21 protein-coding genes and 1 other RNA gene are annotated in these 26936 nt (G+C 56.0%); 12 read left to right on the top strand and 10 right to left on the bottom strand.

What is annotated here, in order from left to right:
- Positions 1–2 precede the first annotated feature (2 nt).
- Genes BJP35_RS14180 through BJP35_RS14170 form a run of 3 tightly spaced genes read right to left on the bottom strand, consistent with a single transcriptional unit; the run spans position 3 to position 3836 of the window.
- Complete coding sequence (locus BJP35_RS14180; RefSeq protein ID WP_086463341.1) at positions 3–2528, bottom strand: fimbria/pilus outer membrane usher protein; 2526 nt, start codon at positions 2526–2528, stop codon at positions 3–5.
- A 44-nt stretch (positions 2529–2572) separates the two neighbouring features.
- Entirely contained in the window at positions 2573–3250 is a 678-nt protein-coding gene (locus BJP35_RS14175; RefSeq protein ID WP_063925059.1) for a molecular chaperone, read from the bottom strand.
- Between the two features lie 55 nt (positions 3251–3305).
- On the bottom strand, positions 3306–3836 hold the full coding sequence (locus BJP35_RS14170) for a fimbrial protein (RefSeq protein ID WP_020884377.1): 531 nt from the start codon (positions 3834–3836) through the stop codon (positions 3306–3308).
- A 451-nt stretch (positions 3837–4287) separates the two neighbouring features.
- Between BJP35_RS14170 and BJP35_RS14165 the strand changes: the two genes are divergently transcribed.
- Both BJP35_RS14165 and BJP35_RS14160 read left to right on the top strand, forming a co-directional pair.
- Entirely contained in the window at positions 4288–4947 is a 660-nt protein-coding gene (locus BJP35_RS14165) for a winged helix-turn-helix transcriptional regulator (RefSeq protein ID WP_025204381.1), read from the top strand.
- Between the two features lie 67 nt (positions 4948–5014).
- Complete coding sequence (locus BJP35_RS14160) at positions 5015–5644, top strand: winged helix-turn-helix transcriptional regulator (RefSeq protein WP_014169722.1); 630 nt, start codon at positions 5015–5017, stop codon at positions 5642–5644.
- Between the two features lie 51 nt (positions 5645–5695).
- On the opposite strand, the gene BJP35_RS14155 is transcribed toward BJP35_RS14160, so the two are convergent.
- The 3 genes from BJP35_RS14155 to BJP35_RS14145 form a co-directional block, all read right to left on the bottom strand.
- Entirely contained in the window at positions 5696–5890 is a 195-nt protein-coding gene (locus tag BJP35_RS14155; RefSeq protein ID WP_003857766.1) for a YdiH family protein, read from the bottom strand.
- A gap of 85 nt (positions 5891–5975) precedes the next feature.
- Entirely contained in the window at positions 5976–6386 is a 411-nt protein-coding gene (gene menI / locus BJP35_RS14150) for a 1,4-dihydroxy-2-naphthoyl-CoA hydrolase (RefSeq protein ID WP_020884381.1), read from the bottom strand.
- Positions 6383–9439: an FAD-binding and (Fe-S)-binding domain-containing protein gene (locus BJP35_RS14145; protein ID WP_086463340.1), complete on the bottom strand. Its 3057-nt coding sequence runs from the start codon at positions 9437–9439 to the stop codon at positions 6383–6385. The genes menI and BJP35_RS14145 overlap by 4 nt, the downstream gene beginning before the upstream one ends.
- 197 nt (positions 9440–9636) lie before the next feature.
- On the opposite strand from BJP35_RS14145, the gene ydiK reads away from it, so the two are divergent.
- Positions 9637–10752, top strand: a complete 1116-nt coding sequence (gene ydiK, locus BJP35_RS14140) for an AI-2E family transporter YdiK (RefSeq protein WP_020884383.1) — start codon at positions 9637–9639, stop codon at positions 10750–10752.
- 208 nt (positions 10753–10960) lie between these two features.
- Positions 10961–11068, top strand: an RNA gene (rprA, locus tag BJP35_RS14135) — antisense sRNA RprA.
- Positions 11069–11073: 5 nt separating this feature from the next.
- On the opposite strand, the gene BJP35_RS14130 is transcribed toward rprA, so the two are convergent.
- The 3 genes from BJP35_RS14130 to ppsA form a co-directional block, all read right to left on the bottom strand.
- On the bottom strand, positions 11074–13449 hold the full coding sequence (locus tag BJP35_RS14130) for a glycoside hydrolase family 3 N-terminal domain-containing protein (protein ID WP_086463339.1): 2376 nt from the start codon (positions 13447–13449) through the stop codon (positions 11074–11076).
- A gap of 3 nt (positions 13450–13452) precedes the next feature.
- Positions 13453–14853 carry an MFS transporter gene (locus BJP35_RS14125; protein WP_086463338.1) on the bottom strand — a complete coding sequence of 467 codons (1401 nt, stop codon included), beginning with the start codon at positions 14851–14853 and terminating at the stop codon, positions 13453–13455.
- Between the two features lie 232 nt (positions 14854–15085).
- Entirely contained in the window at positions 15086–17464 is a 2379-nt protein-coding gene (ppsA, locus tag BJP35_RS14120) for a phosphoenolpyruvate synthase (RefSeq protein WP_020884386.1), read from the bottom strand.
- A 335-nt stretch (positions 17465–17799) separates the two neighbouring features.
- On the opposite strand from ppsA, the gene ppsR reads away from it, so the two are divergent.
- The 8 genes from ppsR to BJP35_RS14080 all read left to right on the top strand — a co-directional run bounded on the left by ppsR (position 17800) and on the right by BJP35_RS14080 (position 25907).
- On the top strand, positions 17800–18633 hold the full coding sequence (ppsR, locus tag BJP35_RS14115; protein ID WP_020884387.1) for a posphoenolpyruvate synthetase regulatory kinase/phosphorylase PpsR: 834 nt from the start codon (positions 17800–17802) through the stop codon (positions 18631–18633).
- Between the two features lie 152 nt (positions 18634–18785).
- Complete coding sequence (gene aroH, locus BJP35_RS14110) at positions 18786–19832, top strand: 3-deoxy-7-phosphoheptulonate synthase AroH (protein WP_025204385.1); 1047 nt, start codon at positions 18786–18788, stop codon at positions 19830–19832.
- A 166-nt stretch (positions 19833–19998) separates the two neighbouring features.
- The gene (gene hemP, locus BJP35_RS14105) at positions 19999–20187 is read left to right on the top strand and encodes a hemin uptake protein HemP (RefSeq protein WP_020884389.1); all 189 of its coding nucleotides are present in this window, start codon (positions 19999–20001) and stop codon (positions 20185–20187) included.
- A gap of 76 nt (positions 20188–20263) precedes the next feature.
- Complete coding sequence (locus BJP35_RS14100) at positions 20264–22249, top strand: TonB-dependent hemoglobin/transferrin/lactoferrin family receptor (protein ID WP_047744514.1); 1986 nt, start codon at positions 20264–20266, stop codon at positions 22247–22249.
- A 47-nt stretch (positions 22250–22296) separates the two neighbouring features.
- On the top strand, positions 22297–23325 hold the full coding sequence (locus BJP35_RS14095; RefSeq protein ID WP_044867859.1) for a hemin-degrading factor: 1029 nt from the start codon (positions 22297–22299) through the stop codon (positions 23323–23325).
- Entirely contained in the window at positions 23322–24143 is an 822-nt protein-coding gene (locus tag BJP35_RS14090) for a hemin ABC transporter substrate-binding protein (protein WP_047744511.1), read from the top strand. Before BJP35_RS14095 ends, BJP35_RS14090 begins: the two co-directional genes overlap by 4 nt.
- Positions 24143–25135, top strand: coding sequence for an iron ABC transporter permease (locus tag BJP35_RS14085; protein ID WP_047744509.1), 993 nt, complete (start codon positions 24143–24145; stop codon positions 25133–25135). The genes BJP35_RS14090 and BJP35_RS14085 overlap by 1 nt, the downstream gene beginning before the upstream one ends.
- The gene (locus BJP35_RS14080; RefSeq protein WP_047744507.1) at positions 25128–25907 is read left to right on the top strand and encodes a heme ABC transporter ATP-binding protein; all 780 of its coding nucleotides are present in this window, start codon (positions 25128–25130) and stop codon (positions 25905–25907) included. The genes BJP35_RS14085 and BJP35_RS14080 overlap by 8 nt, the downstream gene beginning before the upstream one ends.
- On the opposite strand, the gene BJP35_RS14075 is transcribed toward BJP35_RS14080, so the two are convergent.
- The gene (locus tag BJP35_RS14075) at positions 25874–26797 is read right to left on the bottom strand and encodes a LysR family transcriptional regulator (RefSeq protein ID WP_020884395.1); all 924 of its coding nucleotides are present in this window, start codon (positions 26795–26797) and stop codon (positions 25874–25876) included. The two genes, BJP35_RS14080 and BJP35_RS14075, sit on opposite strands and share 34 nt — an antisense overlap.
- Positions 26798–26936 lie beyond the last annotated feature (139 nt).

The following is a 26936-nucleotide window of genomic DNA, read 5'->3' as shown; positions in this document are numbered from 1 at the left end:
TTTTAACCTTCCTGGCGGCAAAGCGCGTTAACGTCGGTTATTCCGCCGTAGGTGGGATGTGCAGGCAGGCTAAACTGCGCGCGGCACTGCTGACCGGGTTGATTTCCCCAGGTTGCCACGATTTCTCCCTGTCCGGGCAGTCCCGTTAAATAGACCTGACCACGGTCGCCCACAATAAAGCTGCTGTTGCTGTCGCCTTTGAGCGTGACGACCGCACCAAACGGAACGGCATACTGTCCGTCGGACAGGGTCATTAGCACCCGGCGCCCGATTTTAGACTTATAATCGGCTTCCACTATCGCCCCGCGGGTCGGTGTTACGGTGCGCGTATTAATCTCAAGTTCCAGGTCATCCGGCATAGTTTCCGGCTCAAGAGTGATGTCGTTTTTTCGGTATACCGACAGATTGTTAACCACTGTATACCCGCGGAAATCCGTACGAACCCCGGGTTGATTGCGAATATCGACACCGTTTGCACCCGGCGCTTTCACCAGGATATTGGTTTCACCGAGCGGCTGCGAAAGCGTGATGCCGTCACGGTGAGCAATGACGCCCCCCTGCAACCCGTAATTCAGGCGCTCGTTGTGTTTGTCGTAGCTGTAGCCCGCGACAATTTCGCCATAGGTGCCTTTATAGTCGCCGTTCAGGTTGCCGGTATTTCCCGTGCCCTGTGTGCCATGACCTTGCTGCACGTTCCAGTTCAGGGCGCTGTTTTCCAGAGACACGCCGTTCAGCCCGACCACGTGCGTCGTGCCGTTGTGCTTACTGGCGTTCATGCCATAGTTAGCCCAGGTACGCGGCAAGAATTTGTCCAACGGTACGCTGACGTTAAAGGCCAGCAACCGATCGTGGTCCGCGTTTTGCGCGCTCCCGCGTCCATTCTTGCTGTAGGTCCAGGTCAAACCGTAACTGACGTTGTTCCAGTCATTGTTGTAGCCCACGCTCCAGGAGGCCATCGCCTGACCAGAATTCCAGTAATCCTCGCGTGCGGCGCTGAGCGTCAGTGAACCCAGTGCGCCGCCCAGCGTCTGGCTCATGGTCAGTTCAGCACGGTTACGCCGCCGGTCCTGCAGGGCACTGCTGTCGCCGTAGGAATCCAGCACGTCCTGCATCCCGTAATAGCCACGGGTTGAATATCGGTATCCCGCAATTGAAAAGTTTGTCCCGGTCTTCGCCATATTTTTGCTGTAACGCGCGCGCAAGGACTGACCGGATGTTTTGTCGGTGTTATTCGGCGTTGACCAGGCCTGGGTCACGTCGGCAGAGATCGCGCCGATATCCCCCATGTTTTTACCGATGCCAAACGCCACTGAACGGTATTTATCAGACCCCTGCATCCCACCGTAAAGGGTGATGCCGTGCTGAATCCCATAAATACCGGTGATTTGACCAAAGGACGTTTTCTCCACGCGGCTGTTGTAGGCGCGATACTGCCCGGCCGTCACCGCATACTTCAGTCGTCCTTCCCGCTGCAGGACCGGCAGCGAGGCATAAGGCAGCGTGAAATGCTGCTCACTTCCGTCAGCCTCTTTGATGGTCACATCCAGATCGCCTGCGCCGCCGGTGGGATACATGTCCGAGATTTCAAACGCGCCTGGCGCCACGTAGCTCTGATAAATTTGATAACCATTCTGGCGGACCACCACCTGCGCATTGGTTCGCGCGATGCCGCGGACCACGGGCGCATAGCCTTTAAGAGAGTCCGGCAGCATGTCATCATCCGAGGCCAGCTGACCGCCGCGAAATGGCATACTGTCGAAAACATCCGCCGGTGCGGTACTGTCCCCGATAATCAGCTGTGCTTTCAGCGGAATGACGGCGCGCTGCGCATAGGTATACACGTTGTCCCACCGATCCTCACCGGTGGAATCCCGTGACCAGGTGGTGTAATTACGTAAGCGCCACGGCCCGATATTGACCCCGGGGCGCAGGTTGGCGTACTGGCTATCATTCTGGCTGCCGCGAGTGTTCTTCGCCCACGCGTTTGCGCCGCTCAGACTGTAATTAAGCATGGCGGCATTAATCCCCTCATCCCACATCTCTGGCGGAACCGCGTCCCTGGCTGGCAGGTCGATGGCGGCCTGAGGAATGCTGATCACCAGCCGCTGTGCGCCAAACTGAAAATCGCTGCTGGCCTGCGGGATCGCCTGAAGGTTTGCGCATTCACCGTTGTTCGCCGCCAGCTGCGGGAAAAGCGTGGTTCTTACGCCCCACTGTTTTAACTGGTCAAGACTCAGGCACGGTCGGAGGACGTCATTGCCCTTTTCGTCTTTTACTGCAGTAAAGGTGATATCGCGGGTCGCCATTAGCTGGTCATCAAGAACAATATCGACGTGATAGGTGCCGGGTGCCTGCGATCCGGATTCAAATGCCGATAAATCCGTTCTCCCCCTTCCTGGATTATCAAGTTCAACCAGTTCGGCATTAAATGTCTCACCGGCAAAAAGCGCCTGCGATGAACCTGCAAGTATTAATCCGATCACTGTCGCCAGGGGTGCAGGTCGAGCCCGAAAATAATGTATTGCCATCGCTTTGAACTCATTTATGACAGGCAATGCCCGCATTTCACCGGTTATAAGGTTGCCTGATGCGCGCCCCCAGGGCTGCCGAAGTCATTAATCACTTTAAACGTCAGTACGCTGCTGCTGGCCCCTTGCGGTAACGTGAAACGGACTGAGCCACCGGGTAAGACATACGACACGTCATCGATTTTTTTACCCCCAAGGGTGATTTCATTAAAATTGATGACATACGCGGTCGGGTTATTAACCTGAAGTTCATTCCCGGTTCTGCGCCAGCGTAATTGACTGGCCTGTTCGTCAGGCGTGGACGCGTGCAGCTCAGCGGGCCGATAAATCAGTTTGATGCGCGTTTTAACCGCAATTTGTAATGCGTTCATCTGCGTTGAGGCAGACGGAATCGCTTTAATATTCAGCCAGAATAAACTTTCCCGATCCTGAGGCAGTGCCCCCGTCATCACGATGCGCTCAACGTTTTTTTGCCCGCCATCAAGACGATACAAAGGCGGCGTAATAATAAAAGGCACCTTGCCTGACGCCCCTTCCGGCACGTCGATCCATGACTGAATTAAATACGGCGTACCATCAGGGTTATTCACACTGAGTGACGTTTCCTTTTTAGCGCCATCAAAAATAATGCGCGTACCACCAATAATGACGCCGGCATGAGCCGTTGACAGCATCAGAGATAACAACGCTGTTGCCAGTAAAGGGGTTCTGAAAAAATACATTCTGTTCCTCATAAAATTGGGGGCCGGGGCGACCCCCGACGTTCAGGCAAAAGAGCTAGTTATAAACCACCGAGAAGTTGGCGACAGAATTCGCCGGGCCTGCCGTGACGCTGGCCGTGGTCGAAATATACTGGGCATAGAAATTGAGCGTATTGTCTGCGGAGCTGCTGAGCATGTAGGTGTAACCATTGCTGCCATGCAGAGGCAGGTCGGCTTTATCCGCGGTCATCAGGTTGATCGCCACGCCCGTTGCGGCACCCGCCACGGAGGTGTCAATCGCCAGAAGATTACTATTAGACGCATCCGGAGTACCGTCAAAGCGCACTTTGGCGTTCGTGACCGAGACCGGACAATTTTTCAAAATAATATCGAATTTCGTTGCCGCGGTTCTCGCCCCCGTCGCGGTAAACTCTGTTTTATAATAATCCCCAAGTACAACCACCTGGTTCTGCGATGCCACATCAACATCACAGGCAGAATCCAGAATATTTCCGTTAAAATTAACGGTACCTGCAGCGGCAAACGCATTGGCCATTGTCAGTACGGAACCTGCTGCGATCGTTGCCAGAAGAAGTGTTTTTTTCATCATGCTATATCCTGTATTACTTTATTTATTATTAACATTCAGACAAAAAGACGCGTCGGTTTTTTCACCCGCTTAATGTTTTGCCTTTTACAGACAGCAGCGAAAAAAATGAAATAACTTTATTTCATTAAACGTCTGAAGACGCATATGACTTGCTGTCGATGAAATAAAATTTATACAACTCCGTTGACGTCGACAATCATTTTCGGAGTCTTTCCGTAGACCCGTAATTAACAAAAATAAAACATTGTAAATAAGGAATGCCTTATGCATATAACAGGCAGTCTATTAATAGACCGGAGTGTTAAGATCATTAAATTCAAAATGTTAGTCAGGATAATATTGAAAGTCTACTTTTAGACCTGTGCTGCATATTCCCGTAGTCGCTGTTTTTTAAGATAATTCTCTACGCCGGTCACCCATGATCGCAATGAAAGCAGTGGAGCACCTTATGAACACGCGAATGACAGCGGTCCTCACCGATGTAAAATCTACCGTACTGGATTTAAAGCCGTATGCCCATATTGATAAGTTAATCAGTACTGTGCTGCCTTTTACGGAAAGGCATATTCTCGCGAAAGGCGAAATTATCCAGTATCACAATAATGATGTTCGCCTCTGTTTTTTGCTGTTACACGGCAGCGTTGCGCTGCATCGTCGTGGCGATGGTATTGTTTTAAACTCAGAATCCTCACCTTTTATTCTGGGTGTCAGCAGCCAGTTCTCCTCTGAACATCTGTACGTCAGAGCGCTTGAAACCTCAGAAATAGCGCATGTCTCTCTGGATAATTTTAATAAGATCGTGGCGGAAAAAAACTTATGGGAACATTTTTCAAAGTTACTCATCTATACCGCCTCCCGGGTATACGAGCACTGCGCACAAATATCGCAGATGTCAGCCTATGACATTATCCGGTTTCAGCTGGTCGAACTGATGCAGGAGCCAGATGCCGTACGGAAAAACATCACGGCGGCAGCGTATATCAAGAGTCGAACCTACCTTTCACGCAGTGGGATTATGCGTATTCTCGCGGAACTGCGTACCGGAAAGTACATCACGATGGAGCGTGGCGTGCTGCTGGAAATCCGTCATTTACCACGTAAATACTGATTGGCCTCGTGTTTACGATAAGGAGTAACGCTATAATCAGGGGGGTTATCGCTACGGGTTATAGGTTATGTCCTCTACTGAAAAAACGCATCGTGGTTCTCCTTACGCGCGAGAACTGATTTCATTCCTGCAACCCTACTGTACCACGCGCAATGTCGCTCCCGGCGAACAGCTGGATCTCCAGGTTAATGGCCAGAGCGTGTGCTATTTGATCCTCGAAGGCACCGTTGCTATCTACCGCAGAAGCGACAACATGATGCTCACTACCGCACGTAGCCCGGCGCTTTTTGGCCTCGCCAATCTGACAGACATCTACTTCAATGATTATCTGAAAACCGTGACCCCCTGCCTGACGGGTATGCTTACCACCGCTCAGGTGGAAGCCGTTATCAAAGAGAATGGGTTATGGGGGTTGTTGTCTAAGCACCTGATGTTTGTTTATAACCGGCTATACAATAATGTGATGCCTCAGGGCGCGCCCACGGCCTATGAGATGATTCGCCAGCAATTGATAAAGCTGATGGATGAAGATGAGAGTTATCGCAACGCCATCACCGCAGAGCGGTATATTCGCGAAAAAACCCAGCTGTCGCGCAGTGGGGTAATGCGTATTCTGGCGGATTTGAAAACAGGCGGGTTCATTGAGATAGAAGATGGCAGGCTCGTTAAAATCAATAAACTGCCTGCCCGGTACTGAACGTCAGATACAAAAAAGACCGCTGACGCGGCCTTTTTTTTACTGTCACGATCAATGGACGTGAACGCCCAACCGCCAGGCAAAGTAGATCTCTTCTTTAAGCTCATTTGAAGAGAGCGCCAGCAAATCTGTGAACTCCAGTTCAAGCTGTTTCAGCTTTTTCAGGTACTGCGCCGGAGACAGGTTGCTTTTATCACGACGTAAATATTCAATTGCCAGCTGTGTTGGGGTTATTTCAGTATCCATGATGTCCTCGCTTATGTACAAAACCTGACCAGTATATCACAAGAGGCTGGCTAGTTTTTGACCAAAGGCAAAACATCTGAAAACTTTACACGACCGCCGTCGTCAGTCGCGACGAGCAGCAGAGCCGATCCTGCTCGTCAAGAATGTCAATCTGCCACACCTGATGGCGGCTACCGGCGTGTAGCGCGCGACAAACGCCGCGCACCCGTCCACTTCGCACCGAGCGAATATGGTTCGCGTTCACCTCAAGCCCGACGACCTTTTGCTCCCCTTCGGTGCAAAGATAACCCGCCACGGACCCCAGGGTTTCGGCCAGCACGACGGATGCGCCGCCGTGCAATAAACCAAACGGCTGATGCGTGCGATGATCGACAGGCATCGTGGCCTCCAGTTCATCCTCGCCAATACGCGTGAACTGAATGTCCAGCAGCCCTACCATATTCCCCTCGCCCATGGCATTCAGCGCCTGCAGTGTCACGGCTCGTTTCCAGATCATCCAATTATCTCCAGTAAGGCCTGTAATGGGTGACGCACCCCGTTCCCTTCAACCCGTTTCACCTGGCTTCGGCAGGAGTAGCCCGTGGCCAGACAGCGGTTCCTCGGCAAACGCTGCATCGCCTGATGCCACGACAACTCATAGATACCGAGCGAGTTCTCGTGGTTTTTCACTTCGTGCCCGTAGGTACCTGCCATGCCGCAGCAGCCCACGTTGACGCTCTCAAGCTTCGCCCCGAAGCGGGCAAAGATAGAAGCCCACTGCGCCGGGGCGCCCGGCAGTGCCGTCACTTCCGTGCAGTGGCCGAACAGATACCACGATTCACCGCTCACATCCTTCACGGTCGCCTGTTGCAGCGCCGCCGGCAGCCACTCGTGCACCAGCATGACGTGGAAATCACCACGTTGCTCCCCCAGCGTCTGCTTATACTCATCGCGGTAGCAGAGCACCAGCGCCGGATCGACACCGACCATCGGCATCCCTAGCTGCGCCACCCGGTTGAGGAAGTCAGCGGTTTTCCGCGCCGTTTTCGCAAAACGGGTAAGGAAACCTTTAATGTGCTGCGCTTTGCCGTTTGGTGAGAACGGCAGTACCACCGGCTGATAGCCCAGTTTTTCTACCAAACGGATAAAATCGGCCACCACCTGGGCATCGTAGTAGCTGGTAAACGGATCCTGCACCACCAGCACCACATTGGCTTTCTGCTCAGGGGTCAGCGCCTCAAGCTGCTCCAGCGTCATGTTCGCCGAGCGGTGCCCCACGAGCTGACGCTGTAGCGAAGGGACTGACAGCAGCGGCAGGTCCACCATCCCGATATGTTTTTCGGAAAGCTTTCGCACCAGCGGCTGATTGATGAAGAAGTTAAAGGTCTTCGGCGCACGCGCCATCAGCGGGGCATAGCTCTCCACCGTCGCCACCAGATGGTCACGCATTGGACGCAGATAGCGGGTATGGTAAAGCTGCAGGAACCGTGAGCGAAACTCCGGCACATCAATCTTGATCGGACACTGGGTTGAGCAGGCTTTACAGGCCAGGCAGCCGGACATGGCCTCCTTCACCTCGTGGGAGAAATCATACTCGCCTTTGTTCGCATGCCAGCTGTTGCGGGTACGTTCAATCAGCGAGCGCAGACTGGCGCGTTTTTCCGGTAATTCCTGTTCCAGCTTCAGCGGATCAACCCCGCGGTCGGCCAGCAGACGCAGCCATTCGCGGACCAGCGTCGCGCGGCCTTTGGGCGAGTGAATGCGGTTACTGGTAATTTTCATCGACGGACACATTGGGCTTTTCACGTCGAAGTTGAAACAAAGACCGTTACCGTTACACTCCATTGCACCACGCCAGGAGGCGCGCACCGCAATCGGGATTTGTCTGTCATAGGTGCCGCGCTTGACGGCATCCACCTGCAGCATTGGGGCATCGACGCCCTCTGGCGGGCAAATTTTACCCGGGTTGAGACGGTTATCCGGATCGAATGCCGCTTTGACCTTACGCAGTTCAGCGTAGAGCGTTTCACCGAAGAACGCCGGGCTGTACTCCGCGCGGAACCCTTTCCCGTGTTCTCCCCAGAGCAGGCCGCCATATTTCGCGGTCAACGCCACCACATCGTCGGAGATCTGTTTCATCAGGATCTCCTGCTGCGGATCGCACATGTCCAGCGCCGGACGCACGTGCAGCACCCCGGCATCCACGTGGCCGAACATGCCATAGCTCAGACCGTGGCTGTCCAGCAGGGCGCGGAATTCAACGATGTAATCCGCCAGATGCTCAGGCGGGACGCAGGTGTCTTCAGCAAAGGGAATCGGTTTGGCAGCCCCCTTCGCGTTGCCCAGCAGCCCCACCGCTTTTTTACGCATCGCGTAAATACGCTCAATGCCGGAGAGTTCGCTGCAAAGCTGCCAGCCAATCACCCCACCTTCGCCTGCTGCAATCAGTTCGTCCAGCCGCTGACAGAGCGTGGTGACCTGGCTTTCAATCAGCGCTTCGTCATCGCCGGCAAATTCAACGATGTTGAGACCCAACATCTCTTTATCAGGTACATCGGTGATAAGCTCACTCACCGAGTGCCAGACGATGTCTTCCCGAGCCAGATTAAGCACTTTAGAGTCGACGGTTTCCACCGACAGCGCCCGCGCGTCAACCATAAAGGGTGCATTTCGCAGGGCAGAATCGAAGGAGTTGTATTTGACGTTCACCAGCCGACGCACTTTCGGCAGCGGCGTAATGTCCAGCCGCGCCTCGGTAATAAATGCCAGCGTCCCTTCGGAGCCGGTCAGCACGCGGGTTAAATCAAACTGCGTCAGGTCATCGTTAAAGACATGACGCAGATCGTAGCCGGTTAAGAAGCGGTTCAGTTTAGGGAATTTGTCGAGGATCAGCTGGCGGTTATCGCGACAGCGCTCAAGCACGGTGCGGTAAATCCGCCCGTTGGCCGTGTTGTCTTTACCCAGCGTTTCCGCCAGTTCTACCGGCATCGGCTGGGTATCCAGGATATCGCCGCCCAGCAGCACCGCACGCACGCCAAGAACGTGATCGGAGGTTTTACCGTAGACCAGCGACCCCTGCCCGGAGGCATCGGTGTTAATCATCCCACCGATTGTCGCACGGTTGCTGGTAGAGAGCTCGGGGGCAAAGAAGTAACCATAAGGCTTGAGGTACTGGTTAAGCTGATCTTTGATGACGCCCGCTTCGACACGCACCCATCCTTCTTCGGGATTGATCTCAATGATGCGGTTCATATAGCGCGACATATCAATGATGATGCCCTGGTTCAGCGCCTGACCATTGGTGCCGGTGCCGCCGCCGCGTGGCGTGAACACCAGCGAGGTAAATCGCTCCTGCGTTGCCAGTCGCGCAATAAGCGCCACATCGGCCGTTGAACGGGGAAACACGACTGCATCGGGAAGAAGCTGGTAGATACTGTTGTCGGTCGCCATTGTCAGCCTGTCGGCATAATGTGTGGCGGTATCCCCTGTAAAACCCTGTTGCTCCAGTGCCTGCAAAAAATTAAGCACCAGCTGAACGACGCCAGGTGCCTGAGAAATCTGTGGGATCATTACTGTCGACCCTAATTAGAGGTGTGAAATCGTTTGCGTGTATCGTAAAAGTTTTATCACATTTTTTTCTTATACGCTCTGCAGAATTACAGGCAGAATTCGCCTGTCAAAAATCGCTGAAATCATTAATGATTAGAGAATCGCGGTTTTCCGTTCCCGCCAGCCACGCTGGTGTTCAATTAAGGAAAGTTTCATTTATGGTCAATCTTCGCCAGCCCAGGGATGTTGCGCAAATTTTGCTGTCGGTGCTGTTCCTGGCCCTCATGATTATTGCGTGTTTGTGGATCGTTCAACCCTTCATTCTCGGCTTCGCCTGGGCTGCAACCGTTGTGGTTGCCACCTGGCCTTTACTGTTACGGTTGCAGAAACTGCTCTTCGGACGTCGTGGGCTGGCGGTCCTGGTGATGACGTTGCTGTTGTTCCTGCTGTTCATTATTCCCGTTGCGCTGCTGGTCAACAGCCTTGTCGACTCCAGCGGCCCGGTGATTCGCGCCGTGACCAGTGGCGATCTGACGCCGCCGGATCTCGCCTGGCTTAACAGCATTCCGGTTGTTGGCGCAAAACTTTACAGCGGCTGGCATGGCCTGCTGGAGATGGGTGGCAGCGCGCTGATGGCGAAAGTGCGCCCGTATATTGGCACCACCACCACCTGGTTTGTGGGTCAGGCGGCGCACATTGGCCGCTTTATGATGCACTGTACGCTGATGCTGGTCTTTAGCGCCCTGCTGTACTGGCGCGGTGAGCAGGTGGCTTTGGGCGTTCGTCATTTTGCCACTCGCCTGGCGGGCAAACGGGGTGATGCCGCGGTTCTGCTGGCGGCGCAGGCCGTGCGCGCGGTTGCGCTTGGCGTCGTGGTAACGGCGCTGGTTCAGGCGGTGCTGGGCGGTATTGGTCTTGCGATTTCTGGCGTGCCATACGCCACCGTCTTCACCGTGGTCATGCTGATGACCTGCCTTGCGCAACTGGGTCCGTTGCTGGTGCTGGTACCCAGCATTATCTGGCTGTACTGGACCGGTGATACCACGTGGGGCACCGTTCTGCTGGTCTGGAGCTGCGTGGTCGGCACCATGGATAACGTTATTCGTCCCATCCTTATTCGCATGGGCGCAGACCTGCCGCTGATCCTTATTCTCTCAGGCGTAATTGGTGGATTGATTGCTTTTGGGATGATTGGTCTGTTTATTGGTCCGGTGCTTCTGGCCGTGACCTGGCGTCTGTTCTCCGCCTGGGTGCACGAAATCCCGCCTCCGGGAACGGACCCGGACGTGATTTTGAGCGAACTGGAAGAGCTGGAAGATAAGAACAAGCAGTAATGGACAGGCCGGGTAACGCAGTCGCGTACCCGGCCTACATATTCCCCTTTAATACTTAAACGTTGCTAAAGTATTTATTCGTTGCGCACTGGTCAGACCCGCTATTACGGCTCTAAGTCCCCTATTAACCTCAAGAAATCTTTACGTCTCTTTAACTATTGAGACGAATCTGATCGACGCTAAAAGCTGACATGCCTACTATTAGGACACGGTTATAAATCAACACCTTGATTTATAAGCATGGAAATCCCCTGAGTGAAACAACGAATTGCTGTGTGTAGTCTTTGCCCATCTCCCACGATGGGCTTTTTTTTATCCTGATTACGCGCGGCTGACGTCACAGGTGCTGAGCATCCGCCATTCCGTTGACAATACACGGGTTTCCCCGGTCACATTGACCGTCACCACCTCGCGAATATCCGCCGACGATGCACCAATCTGCAGCTCAAATTCACCCGGCTCGACGATCCGTTTGCCGTCACGACGGGTAAAGTTGAACATCTCAACGGGCAACGTAAAGGTGAGCGTGGCGGTTTCACCCGGTGAGAGCGTGACGCGCTGGAACGCCTTCAACTCCTGCAGGGGCCGCACCTGCGTGGCGACGTTATCCCGGACATAGACCTGTACCACCTCGCTGCCGCTGCGCTCACCGCTATTGGTGATATCCAGGCTTACGACCACCTCGCCATCGATCGGAACGCGGGGTTCAGCCACGCGCGCCGCTCCCCAGCTAAACTGCGTCCAGCCGAGACCGAAGCCAAAGGTATAGCGGGAGCCAAAATGGAAAGCGAACGGTGTGCCGCCACTTTTGAGCTTGTGGTTGTAGTAATAGGGCATTGCTCCCGCGCTTTTCGGCACGCTGACCACCAGACGTCCCTGCGGTTCAGCACGGCCCGTTAATACATCCGCAATCGCCCAGCCGCCCTCCTGCCCTGGTGCCCAGGCCATCATCAGCGCGGCGACGTTATCTTCCAGCCCCTGAAGGTTGTAAGGCCTCCCGCCGGTCATGACCACGATAACCGGCTTGCCGGTTGCCACCAGCGCAGCCAGCAATTGTTGCTGTACGCCCGGCAGATTCAGAGAGTCGGTATCAGAGCCCTCCCCGACGGTTCCGCTCTGGAACAGCCCGGCGAGATCGCCAACGCAGGCCACCACCACGTCACTCTCCTGTGCGGCTTTTACGGCTTCAGGGATCAGGTCGGTACGCTGCGAGACCGGAGATTGCTGCATGGGTTTACCGCCGCTGTCACCCGGAAACACCGGCGCACCCGCCATCCGTTTTTCGATAATGTGACAGCCTTTGGCATAACGTACCTGCGAGGCCCCCAGATACTGCTCAAGCGCCGCGCGCGGTGTCGTGACCTGCGAGGTCTCTTCCACCATGTCGCTAATAATTAGGTGCACCGGAAAACTGTAACCGCTGAGGAGCGCCAGCGGATCGTCTGCCGTTGGCCCGACGACCGCCACGCGAGGGTTGCCGCCGAGGGGCAAAATGCCGTTATTCTCAAGCAGCGTCAGCGAACGGGTCGCCACTTCCCTTGCAACCTGACGCGTTGCCTCATTTTGCAAATCGATGCCCTCTTCATCGGCATACGGTTTTTCAAACAAGCCAAGACGGAATTTTTCGGTCAGGACGCGTGCCACTATTTCATCGACTTTCGCCATGGAAATCAGTCCGCGCTCAACGGCTTGTGCCAGATGACGCGCGCAGTCATCTTTTGGTAGTTCGACATCCAGCCCGGCATTGAAGGCCAGCGCTGCAGATTCGGCGGCATCGTGCGAGATGCCATGATGCTGGTGCAGCAGGCTCACGCCGCCGTAGTCCGCAACGATGATCCCATCGAACCCCCACTGTTCACGCAGCACGGTTGTCATCAGGAAGTGGTCGCTGTGTCCGGGCTGGTTATCGATATCGTGATAGGCAGGCATCACCGAACCGGCATTGGCCAGCTTCACTGCCATCTCAAACGGCAGCAGGAAGGTGTCGTTCAGTTCGCTAAAGCCCAGATGCACCGGCGCGTGGTTGCGTGCCCCTTCGCTGAAGGAGTGGCCCACATAATGTTTGAGCGTTGCCAGAAGATCGCGCTTATCGCCCTGCAAACCCTTCACGTATGCCGTAGCCATCACCCCCACCAGCCACGGGTCTTCTCCGAAGGTCTCTTCGGTGCGTCCCCAGCGAACGTCGCGAGAGACATCCAGCACCGGGGCCAGCCCCTGCTGGCAGCCAACAGAGCGTGCTTCTTTGCCAATCTGTTCTGCCGCACGCTGCACCAGCTGCGGATCCCAGGTCGAACCGTAGTTCAGCGACGACGGGAACAGCGTGGCATCTTTGCACAACAGCCCCACCAGGCACTCTTCATGGAACAGCGCCGGAATACCGAGGCGCGTCTCTTCCATCATCATGCGCTGCAGGCGGTTAGCGGCACGCACGCCTGTTTTCGCATCAACGATATGGGTGCCCAGTGGACGCGTAATCTGTCCCACACCCAGTTTCAGCCGTTCGCTAAGCGCAGCCTGTTCGCTCACGCCCGCGAATTCATCGCTCAGATCGCTGCGTTCGCGGTGGTTACCGTTTTCATCGAGGATCAACCAGTAGGCATGCATCTGGGCGAACTTCTCTTCCGGGGTCATGCGTGCCAGTAGGTCGGCGACGCGTTCATGTACGGGACGTCCCGCGTCCTTATAAATCGCTGTCATGTGTTACTCCTGTATTGCGGAATGGGTGGCCGGGGTGAGTTGTCCTGTCTCGTCTCGCACCTCGCGTTTGCTGGCCAGCTCGCGGGCGATGGAATTGACGAGCTTGCTGTTGAGTTTGTAAATGGTCAGCAGCGCGACCATACAGAGGAACAGCACGCAGGGGATGAGGGTGAAGAGCGCATTAATGGTAGAGAGCACGTGCGGTGCCTGGGTTGCCTGACCGGGCGCATAATCCACCATCCCGAGAACCCAACCGACCACCGCCCCGCCCAGCGCCAGACCAAATTTGATGGCAAACAGCGCGGTAGAAAAGACCAGACCATCCAGACGACGGCCGCTGCGATGCTCCTCATAATCGACCACATCAGAGAACATGGTCCACTGCAGCGGCGTGGTCAGGTTCTGAATAAAGCTAAAGATAATGTTGAGGCCAAAAATCAGCCAGATCTGCGAAGGCGGCAGGAAGAAAATCAGCGCGCCGAAAATCACGAAGGAAATAATGGTCCACTGATAGGCGCGGACGCGGTCAAATTTCCCCAACAGACGTTCAGATAATAATGCTCCCGTTAAGGACGCCACCATCCCGGAAACAATAAAGGCAAATACCAGCTCCGGGCGCAGAAGCACATATTTCACGTAATACATGGTGGCAGAACCACGCGTCACCACTGCGGTTAACAGCAAAATATTAAACAGGAAAACAATTCGCCACTGGCTATTTCCGGCCAGCAGTTTTAAATCACCGATCATCGAACCCGAGGTGTCATTGCGCGGGGAATAACGCTCGCGGGTCATCAGGAAACAGCAGAAGAAGAGAATAATACCCAGCAGGCCCATCATGCTCATGGCATAGAAATAGCCTTTCTGAACGTTGCCCTGGCCTAACAGCGAGACCAGCGGTAAGGCGATCACCGTCACAATCAACCCGCCGATGAACGACAGGCCGAAGCGCCACGACTGTAGCGAGTGACGCTCACGCGGATCCAGCGTCAGCGCCCCGGGCATGGCGCAGTACGGGACGTTAATCGCGGAATAAATAAGGCTTAAGATGGCGTAAGTAACGCAGGCATAGACGATTTTCGCCGTCGGCCCGACGTCCGGTACATAGAAGGTGATAAGGCAGCTTACGCCAAATGGGATGGCAAACCACAGCAGCCAGGGACGAAAGCGACCGTGCCGCGTCTGGGTGCGGTCGACCAGCGCGCCGATGCAAGGGTCGACAAAAGCATCCACCACGCGCACCACTAAAAACATGGTACCCATGATGGCCGCAGGCAAACCGAAAACATCCGTATAGAAATAGGCGAGAAATAAGGTTGCCGTTTGCCAGACCAGAGCACTGGCCATATCACCTAAGCCATAACCCATTTTATCTTTGGTACGCAATACAGAGGAGATTGTCATTGTTATTTGCCTTTTTATCAGGTTAAAACGTATTTCAACCAGTTGCGCATCAGCGAGGGAAATGCGCGGTAAGGCTCAAGTATTAGCAACGCTTTGCGCGCTAACAATTGTCTAAATTAACAGACAAATTATGATATTTGGTTTTTTACTTTATTTGTGATGGGGAGCAAATAAGGCATGAAATAAAAAAAGGCGAGGAATATATCCTCGCCTTTTTCTGGTGCTAATGGCGTTACTTGTTGAGTTCGGCCAGGCTCAGCCAGGTTTGCACCACGGTGTCCGGGTTCAGGGACAGGCTGTCAATCCCCTCTTCCATCAGCCATGCGGCAAAGTCTTCATGGTCAGACGGACCCTGACCGCAAATCCCGACATATTTACCCTGTTTTTTCGCGGCGCGGATGGACATCGACAGCAGCGCTTTCACCGCCTCGTTACGCTCATCAAACAGTTCAGAAACCACGCCGGAGTCACGGTCAAGACCGAGCGTCAGCTGCGTCATGTCGTTCGAGCCGATAGAGAAGCCGTCGAAGTACTCCAGGAACTGCTCAGCCAGCAGGGCGTTGGACGGAATTTCACACATCATGATAATCTTCAGCCCGTTTTCGCCGCGCTTCAGACCCTGACGTGCCAGCTCCTCCACCACCGCTTTCGCCTGATCCACGGTACGCACGAACGGGATCATGATCTCAACGTTGGTCAGTCCCATGTCGTTGCGCACGCGCTTCACGGCGTCACATTCCAGCGCGAAGCAGGCACGGAAGCTGTCAGAAACATAACGTCCGGCGCCACGGAAGCCGAGCATTGGGTTCTCTTCTTCTGGCTCGTAACGCTCACCCCCCACCAGATTCGCGTATTCGTTTGACTTAAAGTCGGACAGACGCACGATCACGCGCTTCGGATAAAACGCCGCGCCCAGCGTGGCGATCCCCTCGGTCAGACGACCGACGTAGAACTCTTTTGGCGAGTCGTAACCTTTCATCATCTCGCGGATTTCGTTCTGCAGCTTCGCGTCCTGGTCGTCAAACTCCAGCAGCGCGCGCGGGTGAACGCCAATCATACGGTTGATGATAAATTCCAGACGCGCCAGGCCAACGCCTTCGTTCGGCAGGCAGGCAAAGTCAAACGCACGATCCGGGTTACCAACGTTCATCATGATCTTCAGCGGCAGATCCGGCATGGTATCGACGCTTGAACTCTTCACGCTGAAGTCGAGAATATCGGCATACACGTAACCGGTATCGCCTTCCGCACAGGAGACGGTCACTTTCTGATCGTCCTTCATGCGCTCGGTCGCGTCACCGCAACCGACAACGGCAGGGATCCCCAGCTCACGGGCGATGATTGCCGCGTGGCAGGTACGGCCACCGCGGTTGGTGACGATGGCCGCCGCTTTCTTCATGATCGGTTCCCAGTCCGGGTCGGTCATGTCGGTCACCAGCACATCGCCTGGCTGAATGCGGTTCATCTCGCTGATGTCATGGATCACTTTGACAGGACCGGCACCGATGCGATGGCCAATCGCGCGGCCTTCCGCCACGATTTTGCCCTGTGCGTGCAGGGTATAACGCTCCATCACCTGACCGCGGGAGCGGACAGTTTCCGGACGCGCCTGCACGATAAACAGCTTGCCGGTGTTGCCATCTTTGGCCCATTCGATATCCATCGGACGGCCGTAGTGTTTTTCGATCTGTACCGCCTGTTTCGCCAGCTCCTGTACTTCTGCATCGGTCAGTGAGAAACGGTCACGCATTTCCTGCGGTACGTCTTCAATCTTAACCTGCTTGCCATGCTCCTGCGTCGGGGCATAGATCATGCGGATTTTTTTCGAGCCCATCGTGCGGCGAACAACCGCCGGACGGTTTGCGGCCAGCGTCGGCTTATGAACGTAGAATTCGTCAGGGTTCACCGCGCCCTGTACTACCATCTCACCCAGACCCCACGCCGAGGTGATGAACACCACCTGGTCGAAGCCGGATTCGGTGTCGATGGAGAACATCACGCCGGAAGAGCCCACGTCGGAGCGCACCATGCGCTGTACGCCAGCAGAAAGCGCCACGCCGCGATGGTCATAGCCCTGGTGCACGCGGTAAGAGATGGCGCGGTCATTGAACAGGGACGCGAAGACGTGTTTCACCGCCACCAGCACGGCGTCATAACCCTGGACGTTAAGGAAGGTTTCCTGCTGTCCGGCGAATGACGCATCGGGCATATCTTCCGCGGTGGCAGAAGAACGCACGGCAAACGACGCCTGGGCATCATCTGCTGAGAGCTGGTTATAGGCTTCGTGAATGGCTTTTTCCAGTTCCGGCTGGAAAGGTGTGTCGATAATCCACTGGCGGATTTGGGCACCGGCTTTCGCAAGCTCGGTCACATCATCAATATCCGTTTTATCCAGCAGGTCATAAATGCGCTGGTTTACACCGCTCTGGTCTAAAAACAGGTTAAAGGCATCGGCGGTTGTGGCAAACCCGTTCGGTACGGAGACACCCATACCCGACAGGTTTGTAATCATTTCACCCAGGGAGGCATTTTTGCCCCCAACTCTGTCTACATCATTCATGCCGAGTTGGTTATACCAAAGCACCAGCGGTGACGAGCCATTGTTGGACATCGAAACAATCCTTTTGTGATATTTGATCGGAGTAAGAAACACCTGACTACGTATTTATACTGGCATAATTATTTCCGCTAAAAAAACGGTGAATCGTGTAAGCAATTTAAATTTTCAACTTTTCGGATACTTTCCCACCATCCGCTAACCCGATGATTCCTATATATTCAGCCAAAAACCCTAAAAACAAAGTCGCTAATTGAAAAATGAAATCCACTTTTCAGGAAAATCAAAAACACCGTTTCATTTATAATTAGGATAAGTTCTTTGCTGTGTAATTTACTTTTTTAATTTATGCTTTCAGACAATTACGTACGATATTCAGGGTGGGTAAAATGGATAATGCTGTCGATCGCCACGTTTTTTATATTTCTGATGGTACGGCGATTACCGCCGAAGTGCTGGGACATGCGGTGATGTCGCAGTTCCCCGTTTCGATTAACAGCATCACGCTGCCGTTTGTGGAAAATGAGAGCCGTGCAAAGGCGGTGAAGGACCAGATTGACGCCATCTTCCAGCAGACGGGGGTCCGCCCGCTGGTCTTCTACTCCATCGTGATCCCTGAAATTCGCGCGATTATTTTGCAAAGTGAAGGGTTCTGTCAGGATATCGTCCAGGCGCTGGTGGCCCCGCTGCAGAGCGAACTGAAACTCGACCCGACGCCTATCGCCCACCGAACGCACGGGCTGAACCCCGGCAACCTGACCAAATACGATGCGCGTATCGCCGCCATTGATTACACCCTGGCGCACGACGACGGTATTTCGCTGCGTAACCTCGATCAGGCGCAGGTGATACTGCTTGGCGTCTCGCGTTGCGGGAAAACCCCGACCAGCCTTTACCTGGCGATGCAGTTCGGTATCCGCGCCGCCAACTACCCCTTTATTGCTGACGACATGGACAATCTGGTGCTGCCGGCCGCCCTTAAGCCGCTCCAGCACAAGCTGTTTGGCCTGACCATCAACCCGGAACGGCTGGCGGCAATACGTGAAGAACGCCGTGAGAACAGCCGCTACGCCTCAATGCGCCAGTGTCGAATGGAGGTTTCCGAGGTGGAAGCGCTGTACCGCAAAAACCAGATCCCGTGGCTAAACAGCACTAACTATTCGGTAGAAGAGATCGCCACCAAAATCCTCGATATCATGGGGCTCAACCGTCGCATGTACTAACATGCTAGTACAATAACTCAGAATCGGGTATCATCACCACATCCTCGGCGCGCAGACGCGCCGAACTTGAATTCAGCAGGGATTGGTTTAAGGTGATGCCCATCACTTCCCGGTAGTCTGCCGATGAAGCAAAAATTTTTCTGAGACATTTCATGAATAAAACCGATGAACTCCGCACTGCGCGCATTGACAGCCTGGTCACACCGGCTGAACTGGCACAGCGGCATCCTGTTTCCGCGGGTGTAGCGGAACATGTCACGGCATCCCGCCGTCGCATTGAAAAAATCCTTAATGGCGAAGACAAACGTCTTCTGGTGGTGATTGGCCCTTGCTCCATCCACGATCTGGATGCCGCAATGGATTACGCAAAACGGCTTCAGGGACTGCGGGACAAGTACCAGCATCGCCTTGAAATTGTCATGCGCACCTACTTTGAAAAACCGCGCACCGTCGTGGGCTGGAAAGGGCTGATTTCCGACCCGGACCTGAACGGCAGTTACCGTGTTAATTATGGTATTGAGCTGGCGCGTAAACTGCTTTTGCAGGTCAATGAGCTGGGCGTACCGACGGCCACCGAGTTTCTCGATATGGTGACCGGACAGTTTATCGCCGATCTCATCAGCTGGGGCGCTATCGGTGCGCGCACCACGGAAAGCCAGATCCACCGTGAGATGGCCTCTGCCCTCTCCTGCCCGGTTGGTTTTAAAAACGGTACCGATGGCAACACGCGAATTGCCGTTGACGCGATCCGCGCATCGCGTGCCAGCCATATGTTCCTGTCGCCGGATAAGCGCGGTCAGATGACCATTTATCAGACCAGCGGCAACCCATACGGGCATATCATCATGCGTGGCGGGAAAAAGCCTAATTACCACGCGCAAGATATTGCTGCGGCGTGTGAAACGCTGGCCGAGTTCGACCTGCCGGAACACCTGGTGGTGGATTTCAGCCACGGCAATTGCCAGAAACAGCATCGCCGCCAGTTGGATGTGTGTGATGAGATCTGCCAGCAGATCGTCAGCGGTTCAACCGCCATCGCGGGCATTATGGCCGAAAGTTTTATCCGGGAAGGCACGCAAAAAATCGTAGCCGGACAGCCAATGGTTTACGGCCAGTCCATCACCGACCCGTGCCTGAGCTGGGAAGACAGCGAACTGCTGCTGGAGAAACTGGCGGCAGCGGTCGATTCACGTTTTTAGTCCTTGCCTTTTACCCTCTCCTGCGGGAGAGGGTCTACGTATGCGCACGGCCACATCCGCTTCTGTTTTGATCCCATCACAGTTTTTTTACAAAAACGCTTGCCGTGAATTTTCACTTTGTTGATAATGATTATCATTGTTACATTGATTGTTATTTATAAACATTATGTCACGTACGGATAACAACGCGGCAACGCCCGAAAACACACACACAGCACCTGCCCCAGCGCGCACCGATCGTCGGATCGACAGTAAAAGCCTGCTGGGGGACGAGGGACGCGTGATCATCGAGCATGACGGCCAGCTTTATCTGTTGCGCCAGACCCATGCCGGGAAGCTGATCCTCACCAAATAAATACCACAATACCTTCGCCAGCCACCCAGGTGATCCCCAGGCAGCCAGCGCTTTCGATTCTTTATGGAGAGTTGCTATGCCACACCTGCATTCCGCATTTTTGCGCCCGTCCTGTCTTGCGCTATCCATTGTCAGCGCCCTGCCGGGCGTCGCGTTTGCGGCCACAGATGACATGACCGTTATCGCCACCGGCAACGCCCGCAGCGCCTTCGAAGCCCCGATGATGGTCAGCGTGATTGACACCGCAGCCCCGGAAAATCAGACCGCCAGCTCCGCCGCCGACCTGCTACGCTACGTCCCAGGCCTGATGCTTGACGGCACCGGGCGCACCAACGGTCAGGACGTCAACCTGCGCGGTTACGACCGCCGCGGCGTGCTGGTGCTGGTGGATGGCGTGCGCCAGGGGACCGATACTGGCCACCTGAACAGCACGTTCCTCGACCCGGCCCTGATTAAACGTATCGAAGTGGTTCGCGGCCCGTCAGCCTTACTGTACGGCAGCGGCGCGCTGGGGGGCGTGATCGCGTATGACACCGCCGATGCAAATGACCTGCTGGAACCGGGAAAAAACAGTGGCTTCCGCGTGTTTGGTACGGGCGCGACGGGCGATCACAGTCTGGGCATGGGAGCCAGCGCTTACGGGCGTACCGAAACCCTGGACGGACTGGTTGCCTGGTCGAGCCGCGATCGCGGCGATCTGCGCCAGAGCGACGGTGGAACAGCGCCGAATGACGAATCCATCAACAACATGCTGGCAAAAGGCCGCTGGGCCATCGACCCGGCCCAGACGCTGAGCGGATCCCTGCGCTATTACAATAACGCGGCGCAGGAGCCAAAAAACCCGCAAACCCCCGCCGCAGACGCCAGCAGCAATCCCATGACCGATCGCTCCACCATTCAGCGAGACGCTCAGCTGGGCTATCACCTGGCTCCCCAGGGCAACGACTGGCTGAATGCCGATGCGAAACTCTACTGGTCTGAAGCGCGTATTAACGCCCAGAACCTTGACGGCACCGGCGAGTTTCGCAAGCAGACCACCAAAGGTGGCAAAGTGGAAAACCGCACCCGTCTGTTCAGCGACACGTTTGCCTCACATCTTCTGACCTATGGCGGCGAATACTACCGTCAGGAGCAACATCCGGGGGGCACCACCACCGGCTTCCCGGAGGCTAAAATCGATTTCAGCTCCGGCTGGCTGCAGGACGAGATCACCCTGCGCGACCTGCCGGTCACGCTTCTCGGCGGTACCCGTTACGATAATTACCGCGGGAGCAGCGAAGGATACGATGATGTGAACGCGGACAGATGGTCCTCCCGTGCCGGACTGACCGTCAGCCCGACCGACTGGCTGATGCTGTTCGGCTCTTACGCACAGGCCTTCCGTGCGCCGACCATGGGTGAAATGTATAACGACGCTAAACACTTCTCCATCGGCCGCTTTTACACTAACTACTGGGTACCGAACCCTAACCTGCGTCCGGAAACCAATGAAACGCAGGAGTTTGGCTTCGGACTGCGCTTTGACGACGTCATGCTTGCTAACGATGCGCTGGAATTCAAGGCCAGCTACTTCGACACCAAAGCCAAAGACTACATCTCCACCAGCGTCGATTTTGCGGCTGCGACCACCATGTCCATGAACGTTCCCCACGCCAAAATCTGGGGCTGGGACGTGATGGCGAAATACACGGCCGACCTGTTCAACCTCGACGTCGCCTACAACCGCACCCGGGGAAAAGATACCGATACGGGCGAGTATATCTCCAGCATCAACCCGGATACCGTCACCAGCAAGCTGGATATCCCGGTGGCGCAAAGCGGTTTCTCCGTCGGCTGGATCGGCACCTTCGTCGATCGCTCAACCCATATCAGCAGTAGTTACAGCGAACAGCCTGGCTATGCGGTTAACGATTTCTACGTAAGCTATAAAGGCCAGGAGCAGCTCAAAGGGGTAACCACGACGCTGGTGCTGGGTAACGCGTTCGACAAGGCATACTGGTCTCCTCAGGGCATTCCTCAGGACGGACGCAACGGTAAGATTTTTGTGAGTTACCAGTGGTAATCCCCACGCCCCGGCCTGCCGGGGCCCTAATTCGAAAGGAAGAGACAATGAATCACTACACACGCTGGCTTGCGCTGAAAGAAGAAAATCCGGGTCAATACGCACGTGACATCGCAGGCTTAATGAACATCAGCGAAGCAGAGCTGACCTTCGCCCGCGTGGGCCACGACGCCTGGCGCCTGCACGGCGACATCCGCGAAATCATCGGCGCGCTGGAAGCCGTGGGCGAGACCAAATGCATCTGTCGTAACGACTATGCAGTTCACGAGCAGGTGGGCGCGTTTACGCATCAACACCTTGGCGGCCACGCCGGGCTGGTACTGAATCCGCGGGCGCTGGATCTGCGTCTGTTTCTCAACCAGTGGGCGAGCGCGTTCCACATCAGTGAAACCACCGCCCGCGGTGAGCGTCAGAGCATTCAGTTCTTCGACCTTCAGGGCGATGCCCTGCTGAAAGTTTACACGACCGATAACACCGATATTTCTGCCTGGGGCGACCTGCTTACGCGCTTTATCTTTGCCGATAATCCGCCACTGGCGCTGAAGCATGCCGATGTCCCTGCCCACAACGAAAAGGCTGATGCCGCCCTCGTTGATCAGGAGTGGCGCGCCATGACCGACGTGCATCAGTTCTTCGGCCTGCTGAAGCGCCACAATCTGAGCCGTCAGCAGGCGTTTCGTCTGGTGGGCGACGATCTGGCCTGCAGGGTAGACAACACCGCTCTGGCACAGCTGCTGGAAACGGTCCGCCTGGAGGGGAATGAAATGATGATCTTCGTCGGCAACCGCGGCTGCGTGCAGATCTTTACCGGCGTGGTGGAAAACGTCGTCCCGATGAAAGGCTGGCTCAACATTTTCAACCCAACCTTTACCCTGCATCTGCGGGATACGTCCATCGCCGAAACATGGGTGACGCGTAAACCCACCGCTGACGGGCACGTCACCAGCCTGGAGCTCTTCGCCGCCGACGGGACGCAAATCGCTCAGCTGTACGGTCAACGCAGCGAAGGTGAACCAGAGCAGCGTCAGTGGCGCAGCCAGGTCGACGCCCTGACCCGAAAAGGGCTGGCCGCATGAAAAAATGGCTCGCCCTGCTCTGCGCCCTGCCGCTGGTGACGTTCGCGGCCACACCGCAGAAAATTGTCGCCCTGGGGGGTGACGTGACTGAGATTGTTTATGCCCTTGGCGCGGGATCGTCACTGGTTGCCCGCGACAGCACCAGCCAGTGGCCGCAGGCGGCGAACGCCCTGCCCGACGTCGGCTATTTGCGCCAGCTTAACGCGGAGGGGATCTTATCCATGCGCCCGACGCTGGTGCTGGCCAGTGCTCAGGCGCAGCCCTCGCTGACGTTAAAACAGGTCGAGCAAAGTCAGGTCAGTGTCGTCACCGTTCCCGGCAGTCATGACCTGAGCGTGATTGACGAAAAGGTGCGAGTCATTGCCGAAGCGACGCATCGCGAAGCACAGGGGGACGCATTGCGCGCTACGCTGCGCCAGGCGCTGGCAGCCCTGCCCACCTCGCCACTCGACAAACGGGTGCTGTATATCCTCAACCACGGCGGGATGACCGCGATGGCTGCCGGACAACAGACCGCCGCGGATGCAGCCATTCGCGCAGCGGGTTTGCAAAACGCGATGCAGGGTTTTACCCGTTATCAGCCGCTGTCCCAGGAAGGCGTGATTGCCAGCCAGCCTGACCTTGTCGTGATTTCGCAGGATGGCGTAAAGGCATTGGGCGGCGAAGCGAATGTGTGGACACTTCCCGGCCTGGCGCAAACGCCGGCGGGACGGAACAGGCAGGTGCTGGCTATCGACGATATGGCACTGCTGGGCTTTAGCGTGCGCACGCCGCAGGCCATACAGCAATTGCGCACCCGGGCGGAGCAACTGCCCTGATGTCCCGACGGATCGCATTGTCGCTGTGGATGCTGGCCGCCATCCTGACGATCATGACGCTGGCGGCTTCCGGGGCTGGCGCACTGCATCTGCCGGTCAGTCTGCTGTGGCGAGGAAGTGATGAAACCCTGCGTCAGATCTGGCTGACCATTCGTCTCCCCCGGGTCCTGCTGGCGCTGGTCACCGGCGGCTCGCTGGCGCTGGCAGGCTGCGTTATGCAGGGGCTTTTTCGTAATCCGCTGGCGGATCCGGGGCTGCTTGGGATCAGCAGCGGCGCGGCGCTGGCCGTGGCGCTGTGGGTGGTCATTCCCCTCTCGCTCCCCGCGCTGATAATGCTTTACGCTCCCATGATCGCGGCATTTGGGGGTGCGCTGGCGGCCACTTTGGTCATTTTCGTCCTAAGCCAGCAGCGTAACAGCACACTTTCACGTCTGTTACTGGTAGGCATTGCCCTCAATGCCCTGTGCGGTGCGGCAGTCGGCGTGCTGTCATGGCTCAGCAATGATGCCCAGCTTCGCCAGCTCTCCCTCTGGGGCATGGGCAGCCTGGGTCAGGCGCAGTGGTCTACGCTGCTGGCCGTCACCTCGCTGATGGTGCCAGGCGTTCTGATTATCTGGCGTCTTGCCTGCGCGCTCAATTTACTGCAGCTGGGTGAAGAAGAAGCGCACTACCTTGGCGTGGCGGTGGCGACGGTACAGCGGATCCTGTTGCTGTGCAGCGCCTTACTGGTTGCCGCCGCGGTTGCCGTCAGCGGGGTGATTGGTTTTGTCGGTCTGGTGGTGCCGCACCTGATACGGATGTGGCTGGGATCCGATCACCGGGCCGTGATCCCCGGCTCCGTACTGGCCGGGGCGTCGCTGCTGCTGGTTGCCGATACGGTGGCGCGCACGCTGGCCGCGCCGGCAGAAATGCCGGTCGGTTTACTGACCAGTCTCTTCGGCGCGCCGTGGTTCCTGTGGCTCATTTTTCGTCGTGGAGGCGCACATGGCTGAACGCTACTGCGCGGCACGCCTTGTTTATCAGGTCGGGCAACGGACGCTTATCAACGACGTGTCGCTGGCGTTATCTCCGGGGGAAATGGTGGCGTTGATTGGGCCTAACGGTGCCGGAAAATCGACGTTACTGCGCCTGCTCACGGGCTATCTCACGCCTTCAGGTGGGCAATGCAGCCTGGCGGGTACGCCGCTTGAGGTGTGGCACCCGCAAAAGCTCTCACGCCGCCGGGCAGTGATGCGCCAGAATACGCAGCTCGGTTTCGACTGGCCGGTCGACGCGGTGGTGGGTATGGGCCGCGCGCCCTGGACGCGCTACCCTGAAGCCCCGGTTGTCGAAGCCGTAATGGCAATAACGGGCTGCCTGCCCCTCGCAGACCGACACTTTTCGGCCCTCTCCGGTGGCGAGCAACAACGGATCCAGCTCGCCCGCGCCCTGGCGCAGCTCTGGCATGACGGCGGTCCGCGCGGCTGGCTGTTTCTCGATGAACCCACTTCCGCGCTGGATCTTTACCACCAGCAGCATCTGCTGCGGTTGTTGAAATCCCTGACCCGTCAGGGCGATTTTCACGTGTGCGTGGTGCTGCACGACCTCAATCTGGCAGCGCTGTGGGCGGACCGGATCCTGCTGCTGCATAACGGCACGCTGGTTTCTCAGGGCACGCCGGAAACGGTTTTACAGGCCGACGCGCTGGCCCGGTGGTATGGCGCACAGGTATACGTTGGCCCACATCCGGTTCACGCCTCACCGCAGGTGTTTCTCGCCCCCTGACCGGGCTGATAAAAATCTTTCAGCGTCTCAAGCAGGGCATGCGCCGCTTTTGAAAGCTGCGTGTGCCCGGGGTGGATCACGCCGATGCATTTTTCAATCGGCGGGTTATCGAGTGGAATACAGACCGCGCCTAACGAGGTCATCTGCGCCTCGCACAGTGCCGGGACCGCACTGCCGCCCAGGCCGCTGGCGACCATTCTGCCCACCGTCACCAGCTGATGGCTCTCCAGCGCCACATCCAGTTTACGACCGCTGCGGGCCAGCTCTTCTTCCATCATCAGACGAACGGCCGAAGGTCGCTGCAGGGTAATGAAATCCAGCGTCAGTAGCGCTTCCCATGAAAGGCGTTTTTTGGCTGCCAGAGCGGATGATTTCGGCACAATGGCGACAAATCGATCGAGACCCAGCGGCGTAAAAAGCAGGTTATGAGTCGGCGCCGGTTCAAACGCGATCCCCATCTCGACCCGCCCTTCCCGCACCATTTCAATTACCTGCTCGTTGATAACATCGTGCACGGTGACGTTGATCCCGGCGTGGCGATCGCGAAATGCCTTGAGCACCTCCGGCAGGACATTCGCCGCAAATGACGGCATCGCCGCGACTGAGATTTTGCCGCGCTGCAGCGTAAAGCACTGATGCATGGCCTCTTCGGCGTTATCCCAGTCCGCCAGCAGCTGCCGCGCCATCGGTAAAAAGGTTTCCCCCTCCTGCGTCAGCGCCACCTTGCGGGTGCTGCGCTGCAACAGCGGTCCCCCCAGCGCCTCCTCCAGACCCTTGATCGTCAGGCTAAGCGCCGGCTGGGAAAGATTCAGCCGTTCACTGGCATGCGCGAAATTCAGAGTGTGAGCTACCGCTAAAAACGCGCGTAACTGTTTGACACTCATTCTCATTTTTCACCTTGTTAACTAATTGAAAAAATTTAGTTAACAGTAAATTAATAAAAAAACCAAATGAGTGGGTCACAAATTCAAAATTAACAAATGAGTCGCCGCCCCTAATGATACCGGCACGGATAACGGGAGGGATGAT

The organism is Enterobacter sp. J49 (assembly GCF_002148625.1).
Classification (GTDB): Bacteria; Pseudomonadota; Gammaproteobacteria; order Enterobacterales; family Enterobacteriaceae; genus Enterobacter; species Enterobacter ludwigii.
Note: the sequence above shows the minus strand (reverse complement) of the source record. Positions and strands in the feature narration are given on the sequence as shown.